The following is an 8,528-nucleotide window of genomic DNA, read 5'->3' on the forward strand; positions in this document are numbered from 1 at the left end:
GCTCCGGGGGCTCCGCCCCCTGGGCCCCCGAAGCGAGCCCGGGGCGCCGACGCCCCGTCAGGGGCGCGGGGAACTGCGCGGCCAACCCCCGCCAGGCCGCAGACGCGAACAAAGCTCACGCCGCCGCCCGGTAGGCGCACCCGCGCATCCCACCCGCACCCGGAACCGGCACACGCTCAAGCGGAACCCCGCATCCGCACCGTCCGGTGGACCGGATCCGCGTCGATCTCCGGGATCACCCGTTCCCCGATCAGCCGGATCGTCCGCAGCGTGTCCTCCCGCGGCACTCCCACCGGGAGGCCGAACGCCAGTTGGTCCGCCCCCGCCTGTTCCCACCGTTTGCACTGGCGCAGGACCTCGTCGGGGTCGCCGCACACCATCAGTTCCTCGGCGATGAGGAGTTCGATGATCTCCTCGGTGTACTCCGGCAGCAGCTCGGGCCACCGCGGGATCCCCTCCGGCCGCGGGAACGTGTCGTGGTAGCGGAAGAGCAGCGACTGCAGGTAGTGCAGCCCGCCGGAGGCCGCGATACGGACGGCGTCCGCGTGCGTCTCGGCGCAGATCGCGGTCGTGGTGACCATGACGTTGTCGTTGACGAAGGCCCCGACCGGCTCGGCGTCCTTGACCGCCGTCTTGTAGGAGTCGACGACCCACTCCATGTCGGCGACCTTCTGCACGCTGAAGCCGAGCACGCCGAGCCCCTTGCGGGCGGCCATCGCGTACGAGGAGGGCGAGCCCGCCGCGTACCACATGGCGGGGTGCGCCTTGCCGTACGGCTTGGGGAGGATCTTGCGGGGCGGCAGCGACCAGTGTTCGCCCTGAAATCCCGGGTACTCCTCCTGGAGCCACATCCGGGGGAATTCGGCGATCGTCTCCTCCCAGATCTCCCTGGTGAGGTTCATGTCCGTCACGCCGGGGAGGAATCCGAGGATCTCATGGCTCCCGGCTCCCCGTCCGGTGCCGAACTCGAAGCGTCCGCCGGTGAGATGGTCGAGCATCGCGGCTTTCTCGGCGACCTTCGCCGGGTGGTTGACCTGCGGCAGCGGATTGAAGATGCCGGAGCCGAGATGGATGCGTTCGGTGGCGTGCGCGAGATAGCCGAGGAAGACGTCGTTGGCGGAGAGGTGGGAGTACTCGTCGAGGAAGTGGTGCTCGGTCGCCCAGGCGTATTTGAAGCCCGCCCGGTCCGCCTCGACGACGTATTCCGCCTCCTCCAGCAGGGCGTGGTGCTCGGCCGCCGGGTCGGTCCGTGACCTGCTCGCCGGAACATAGCCCTGCACAAAGATCCCGAATTCCATGGGGGTTCACCGTCCCAGGTTCCCGACGGTTCCTGACGAGCCGTCAGATACGCTGACTCTGGCATCGGCGGCATGGAGCGTCAAGGGAGCGGCGGGCAGCGGTGGGCCCTCTGTACGGCCCTGCCGCAGCCCCCTGCACGGCCCCTGTCGCAGCCCTCCGCGGCCAGTCGTCCCGCTCAGGAGAACACCCGGATGCCCGCGAGCCACCCGCCGTCCACCACCAGCGGCTGCCCGGTCACGTACGACGAGTCGTCCCCCGTCAGGAACAGCGCCATACGGGCCACCTCCTCCGGCCGCCCGATCCTCCCGAGGGGCACCATCTTCCGGTACAGGGAAACGGATTCCGCGGCCGCCTTCTCCGCGTCCGCCCCGGGGTCGAGCAGGGCCGGATTCGTCATGGGGCTGTCGACCGCGCCGGGGCAGAGCACATTGACGCGGATGTTCCTCTCCGCGAGTTCCAGCGCCGCCACCCGCGTCATGGCGACGACGGCGCCCTTCGTCGCGGCGTACGACGTGAGGAACGGAATTCCGGCCAGCGCGGTGTACGAGGCCGTATTGACGACCGTACCGCCGCCCGCCGCCACGAGCTCGGGAACGGCGGCCCGCATACCGAGGAAGACGCCCAGCTGGTTGACGCGCACGACCTCCATGAATTCGTCGCGCGGGGTGTTCACCAGCTCGTTGTACCGGAGAATTCCCGCGTTGTTGACGAGCCCGTCCAGTTTCCCGAAACGGCCGCGGGCGTCGGCCACGGCCGTCTCCCACTGGTCCTCCTCGCCGACGTCCAGGTGCACGTACAGGGCCGCGTCGGGGCCGATCTCCTCGGCCACGGCCTGCCCCTGGTCGTCGAGCACGTCGGCGAGGACGACCTTCGCCCCCTCGGCGGCGAAGAGCCGGGCCTCCCGCTCCCCCTGCCCGCGGGCGGCCCCGGTGATGAGCACGACGCGTCCGTCCAGCTTGCCCATGGTGTACGACCTCCGTGTGCGTACGGACGACGGAGCCGGCGGCGGCTCAGTCGTTCAGCAGCGGTGCCACCTCTCCCGCGAACGCGGCCATCTGGTCGAGCAGCTCGGCCAGGTCCCGGCACCGGAACCGGACCTGGATCTGGTCCACGCCCAGCGCCCCGTACACCCGCAGGGACTCCGCGACCGTCCCCGCGCGCCCGGAGAGCGTGCGCGGGCCGACGTCCCAGCCGGGCGTTCCGACGTACAGCGCCTCGGAGATCGCCCCGACGGCGAACGGCCCGTCCCGGCCGGCCTTCTCGCGCAGCCGCCGCAGCGCGTCGATCCGCTCGGGCAGCCGTTCCCGCGGGTCGCCCTGCGACAGCCAGCCGTCGCCCCGGAGCGCGGCACGGCGCAGCGCGGCGGGCGAGGAACCGCCCACCCATACGGGCGGCCGGGGCGTACGGGCGGGGCGCGGCGCCTGGCCGAGCCCGCGGAAGGCGAAGCGGGAGCCGCGGAACTCGGGGAACTCCTCCGGGCCCAGGGCCGCTTTCAGGGCGTCGACGGTCTCGTCCAGCAGCGCCCCGCGCCGGTGGAAGTCCACGCCCAGCGCCTGGAATTCCTCCCGCACGTGCCCGGCGCCCACCCCGAGCACCAGGCGTCCGTCCGAGAGCCGGTCGACCGTGGCGTACTGCTTGGCCAGCACGAGCGGGTGCCGCAGTGCCGCCACGGACACATGGCTGAGCAGCAGGGTGCGTTCGGTGACGGCCGCGAGGTGCGCGAGCGTGGCCACGGGGTCGTACCACGTGGTGCCCATCGCGGCGGCCAGCCGTACGGGCACGGCGACGTGGTCGCAGGTGGCCACGTAGGCGAAGCCGAGCCGGTCGGCGGCGCGCGCGACCTGCCGCAGCGCCCCGGGCCCCGCCTCGACCTCCCAGGGCTCGGCGTAGAGCGTGCTGAGCGAGGTGATGGGCACCTGCATCCCGTAGGAGAGCCGCCCCTCGGGCAGCACGCGCAGCCCGTGCGGCGCGCCACGCGGCCCGTGCGGACCCGGGTCGCCCTGTGGCACGCCGCCGGACTCTAAACCGCTCCCGCCCACAGCCCCTCCTCCGTCAGGCCGAGGAGATCGATCGCGTTGCCCCGTACGACACGTTCCACCACGTCCGGCGACAGGTGCGCCATCTGCTCCTCCGCGACCTCGCGGGAGCGCGGCCAGGTGGAGTCGGAGTGGGGGTAGTCGGTCTCGTAGAGGACGTTGCCGACCCCGATGGCGTCGAGGTTGCGCAGGCCGAAGGGGTCGTCGAAGAAGCAGCCGTGGACGTGGGCGGCGAAGAGCTCGGAGGGCGGGCTGAGGACCTTGTCGGCGACGCCGCCCCAGCCGCGGTTGTGGGTCCAGATGGTGTCGGCGCGCTCCAGGATGTACGGAATCCAGCCGATCTGCCCCTCCGCGTACATGACGCGCAGCTCCGGGAAGCGGTCGAAGGCCCCCGAGAGCAGCCAGTCGACCAGGGAGAAGCAGCAGTTGGCGAAGGTGAGGGCGGAGCTGACGGCGGGCGGGGCGTCGTCCGAGGTGGACGGCATGCGGGAGGAGGAGCCGATGTGCATGGCGACGACCGTGCCGGTCTCCGCGCAGGCGCGCAGGAAGGGGTCCCAGGCGTCGCTGTGGACGGACGGCAGGCCCAGGTGCGGCGGGATCTCCGAGAAGCAGACGGCGCGCACGCCCCGGGCGGCGTTGCGGTACACCTCCGCGGCGGCCTCCTCCGCGTCCCAGAGGGGGACGATGCCGAGCGGTATCAGACGTCCGCGCGCGTCCGGGCCGCACCACTCCTCGACCATCCAGTCGTTGTACGCGCGGACGCACAGCAGGGCGAGCCCGCGGTCCGCCGCCTCGGCGAACGTCTGGCCGCAGAAACGCGGGAACGTGGGGAAACAGAGCGCGGACTGGACATGGTTGCGATCCATATCGGCCAAACGTTCCGGAACGCTGTAGGACCCCGGTCGCATCTTTTCGTAGGTGATGCCTTCCAGCTTGACGTCGTCCCTGGAGTATCCGACGGCGGTATCCAGCCGCGTGAGCGGACGGCGCAAATCCTCATAGATCCACCAGTCCGCCACCGGTCCGGGGTCCCCCGGGTCGCCCATGACCGGGGTGAACCGTCCGCCCGTGAACGTCATCCGCCGCACGGGCGCGCGCACGACACGTGGTCCGACGTCGCGGAACTTCGCCGGGAGCCGGTTCCGCCAGACGTGCGGGGGCTCGACGGTGTGGTCGTCCACCGAGATGATCCTGGGGAAACCATCCATGGCTGACACGTTAGCGAGTTGCTGACGATCCGTCAGCAGTCGCGCGGACCCGGCTCTTGCAGGCTCTGTGGAGAGACTCGACCACTGCTGACGCAGAGCCCGCCGACAAGGCAGACTGACCGGTGCGACCGAGTGGGACAGGCAGGGGGTCACAATGGCCGGTGACACAGGGCACGGACACCATCTGCGTTTCACCGTGCTCGGGCCCGTGCGGGCCCGGCGCGGCAGGGAGCTGCTGCACACCGGTTCGCCTCAGCAGCGGGCACTGCTCGCCGCCCTGCTGCTGCGCGGCGGCCGCACCGCCACCGCGCCCGAGCTGGTGGACGCGCTGTGGGGCGAGGAGCCCCCGCACGCCGCGCTCGCCGCGCTGCGCACCTACGCCTCCCGGCTCCGCAAGGCGTTCGGCCCCGACGCCGACGTCCTGGTCAGCGAGTCCGGCGGGTACGCGATCCGGGTCGGGGCGGGCAGCCTCGACATCGACAAGGCCGAACACCTCGCCACCGAGGCGGAGAAGGCCCGCGCCTCGGGCGACCGGAGCCGCGCCCGCGAGCTGATCAACGAGGCCCTGGGGGTGTGGGACGGCGAGCCGCTGGCCGGACTGCCCGGCCCGTACGCGGAGACCCAGCGCGCCCGGCTGGAGGAGTGGCGGCTCACGCTCATCGAGTCCCGGCTCGACCTCGACCTGGAGGTCGGCGCGCACGCCGAGGCCGTCTCCGAGCTGACCGCCCTGACCGCCGCCCACCCGCTGCGCGAGCGGCTGCGCGAGCTGCTGATGCTCGCCCTCTACCGCAGCGGACGGCAGGCCGAGGCCCTCGCCGTCTACGCCGACACCCGCAAGCTGCTGGCCGACGAGCTCGGCGTCGACCCCTGCCCCGAGCTCGCCGAGCTCCAGCGGCGCATCCTGCACGCCGACGCCGACCTCACCCTGCACATCTCCCCGGACGACCGCCCGCCGGCGGGCCCCACGTTCATCCGGCCCGCGCAGCTCCCCGCGACGGTCTCCGACTTCACCGGCCGCGCGGCCTTCGTCGACGAGCTGGGCGACGAGCTCACCACCGCGGAGGGCCGGATCATGGCCGTCTCGGCGGTCGCGGGCATCGGCGGCGTCGGCAAGACGACCCTCGCGGTGCACGTCGCGCACGCGGCACGGCACCACTTCCCCGACGGACAGCTCTACGTCGACCTCCAGGGCGCCGGCCCCGTGCCCGCGGAGCCGGAGGCCGTCCTCGGGTCCTTCCTGCGCGCCCTGGGCATCCCGGACTCCGCGATCCCGGACGGGCTCCAGGACCGCGCCGCGCTCTTCCGCTCCACCCTCGACGGCCGCCGCGTCCTCACCCTGCTCGACAACGCCCGCGACGCCGCCCAGATCCGCCCGCTGCTGCCGGGCACGGAGGGCTGCGCCGCCCTGGTCACCAGCCGCGCCCGCATGGTGGACCTGGAGGGCGCCCACCTCGTCGACCTCGACGTGATGAGCCCGGACGAGGCACTCGTGCTGTTCACCCGCATCGTCGGCCAGGAGCGCGTCGACGCGGAGCGCGACGCCGCCATGGACGTCGTCGCCGCCTGCGGCTTCCTGCCGCTCGCCATCCGCATCGCCGCCTCCCGGCTGGCCGCCCGCCGCACCTGGACGGTCTCCGTGCTGGCCCGCAAGCTCGCCGACGAACGCCGCAGGCTGGACGAGCTCCGCGCCGGCGACCTCGCCGTCAAGGCCACCTTCGAACTCGGCTACGGCCAGCTGGAGCCCGCACAGGCCCGCGCCTTCCGCCTCCTCGGCCTCGCCGACGGCCCGGACATCTCCCTGGCCGCCGCCTCCGCCGTGCTCGACCTGGACGCCGAGGCCACCGAGGACCTGCTGGAGTCCCTCGTGGACACCTCGCTCCTCGAATCCGCCGCGCCCGGCCGCTACCGCTTCCACGACCTCGTCCGCCTCTACGCGCGTGCGTGCGCCGAGCGCGACGAACAGCCGCCCGCCGAGCGCGAGGCCGCCATGTCCCGGCTGCTCGACTTCTACCTCGCCACCGCCGCCGAGGTGTACGTCGTCGAGCGCCCCGGCGAGAAGATGCTCACCCACCTGGCCCCCACCACCCACCCCGGCCTCACCTTCACCGACGGACAGGCGGCGAGCGACTGGCTGTTCGCCGAGGCGGGCTGCCTGCTCGCGTGCGTGCGCCAGCAGGCGGGCACCACCGGGCACACCCTGCGACGCGCCGTCGACCTGCTGCTGGCCGCGAAGGACCTCGCCGAGTCCGGCGCCGACTCCCGCCAGTACGAGCAGGCCGCCACGGCCCTGCTGCTCACGGCCCAGCAGAGCGGGGACACCCTGGCGGAGGGGCGCGCCCGGACCGTACTGGCCCACGTGGACCGCATCGGCGGCCGCTTCGCCCCCGCCGACGAACACGCCCGCCTCGCGATCGAGCTCGGGCAGTCCTGCGGCGACATCGTTCCCTCCTGCAACGCCGCGAACATCCGCGGCATCATCGCCATCTACCAGCACCGCAGCGAGGAGGCGGTGGCCCACCTGTCGCACGCGCTCGCGGCCTTCCGCAAGGACGGCAACCGCTCGGGCGAGGCGAGCGCGCTCAGCAACCTCTCCCGCGTCCTGATGGACACCGGCCGCTCCGCGGAGGGCGTCCGCCTCGCCGAGCAGGCCCTCGCGCTCTACCAGGAGCTCGGCGCCACCTGGCGGCTGGCCAACGGCCTCTACGCGCTCGGCGTCGCCCTCACGCACGCCGGCCGCTACGAGGAGGCCCTGGCCCGGTTCGACGAGGCGCTCCCGGTCTTCCGCGACAGCCGCCAGCGGCTGTGGGAGGGTATGACGCACTACCGCATAGCGGACGTCCACCTCTGCGCGGGCCGCCCCGCCGCGGCCGCCCACCACGCCGAGCAGGCCCTCAAGCTCCGCAACATCGGGGGTGCCTGGCGCCGCGGCAACATCCTCACCCTCCTGGGCCGCTCCCTGGACGCCCTCGGCCAGCCCGGCCGCGCCCGCGCCTGCTGGACGGAAGCGCTGGGCATCTACGAACAACTGGGCGCGTCGGAGGCGACGGAGGTCCGGGGGTTGCTGTCGGGGGTGGTGACGGCGGCGTAGCGGCGTGCCCCGTAAGGGGCGCACCGGGTGCCGGGCAGCGCCCCGAAAGGGGCGCGGGGAACTGCGCGACAAGCCCCCACCGGCCGGCGGCCGCGCGCCAAGCGCAAGAGGCACCCCGGTAGGCGCCCCGCAGCCGCGCGCAACGCAAGACGCACCCCAGTGGGCACAGCGAGGGCCCGGGGGCAAAGCCCCCGGGAACAGGGGCACGCCTCGGCGACGGCCCAGCCGAACCCCGGCACACGGTGCCGACCGGTTTCGGGTACGCCCACCCCGGGGGAAAAACAGAACAGGCACAGCAGCGGGCGAAGGAGCCCGCCGCGGCAGGCCCGGAGGGTTGAAAACCCCGGCCCCAGAAGCCCGCGCAACCCCGGAACACCCCTGTCACGTGCCCGTTCATCGATCGTTTATCTCCCCCCGCCATTCTTATGGACATCGATCCGTCGCGTCGGGGGGCAGGCGGGTCGTAGGTGAAACCTCACCTAGGGATGATCAACCTGATCAGCCCTCATGCCCGTCCGGCGATCCTCGGGGGAGTCGCCGGGCGGGTTCTGCGGTCCCCGAGGATCACCTCCCCTTCACACCAAACGACTCGCACTGACCATCGGAGTTGATCGACATGAGCGACGAGCGCAAGCTCAAGCCAGTCGTGGCCACACCGCAGGACGATCATGCGACGGGTGGTGGCGGCATCGTCGCCGCGCCGGGGTTCGCTCCGCCGCCGGACGACCACGCGACCATCGGTGAGCCGCGCGTCATGGACGACGACCACGCGACGACGGGCCACCCGCTCACGCAGAGCTGATCCGACCGAGTTCGCCCGGGTCGGCTGAAACGATCCGGCCCGGGCGAACCCGGAACGATACGGGGGCACGGGGGAAACACTGTCTCTTATACACA

Annotated in this window: 6 protein-coding genes; 2 read left to right on the forward strand and 4 right to left on the reverse strand. The window is 72.6% G+C overall.

Annotated features, from left to right (window positions below; translation table 11 throughout):
- Positions 1-176: 176 nt before the first annotated feature.
- The 4 genes from K6I34_RS25475 to K6I34_RS25490 form a co-directional block, all read right to left on the reverse strand.
- The gene (locus tag K6I34_RS25475; RefSeq protein WP_229328844.1) at positions 177-1,298 is read right to left on the reverse strand and encodes an LLM class flavin-dependent oxidoreductase; all 1,122 of its coding nucleotides are present in this window, start codon (positions 1,296-1,298) and stop codon (positions 177-179) included.
- 176 nt (positions 1,299-1,474) lie between these two features.
- Positions 1,475-2,263 (reverse strand): SDR family NAD(P)-dependent oxidoreductase, encoded by a 789-nt coding sequence (locus K6I34_RS25480; RefSeq protein ID WP_229328846.1) that lies wholly within the window; start codon positions 2,261-2,263, stop codon positions 1,475-1,477.
- A gap of 46 nt (positions 2,264-2,309) precedes the next feature.
- A complete protein-coding gene (locus K6I34_RS25485) occupies positions 2,310-3,221 on the reverse strand; it encodes a TIGR03619 family F420-dependent LLM class oxidoreductase (protein ID WP_229328855.1) in 912 nt (303 codons plus the stop codon).
- A gap of 98 nt (positions 3,222-3,319) precedes the next feature.
- Entirely contained in the window at positions 3,320-4,543 is a 1,224-nt protein-coding gene (locus tag K6I34_RS25490; RefSeq protein WP_229328848.1) for an amidohydrolase family protein, read from the reverse strand.
- A 154-nt stretch (positions 4,544-4,697) separates the two neighbouring features.
- Here K6I34_RS25490 and K6I34_RS25495 point away from each other — a divergent pair, with 154 nt between their 5' ends.
- Positions 4,698-7,631, forward strand: coding sequence for a BTAD domain-containing putative transcriptional regulator (locus tag K6I34_RS25495; protein ID WP_229328850.1), 2,934 nt, complete (start codon positions 4,698-4,700; stop codon positions 7,629-7,631).
- A gap of 616 nt (positions 7,632-8,247) precedes the next feature.
- A complete protein-coding gene (locus K6I34_RS25500) occupies positions 8,248-8,433 on the forward strand; it encodes a hypothetical protein (protein WP_229328852.1) in 186 nt (61 codons plus the stop codon).
- The last annotated feature ends 95 nt before the right edge of the window (positions 8,434-8,528 follow it).

The organism is Streptomyces sp. UNOC14_S4, from assembly GCF_020740835.1.
Classification (GTDB): domain Bacteria; phylum Actinomycetota; class Actinomycetes; order Streptomycetales; family Streptomycetaceae; genus Streptomyces.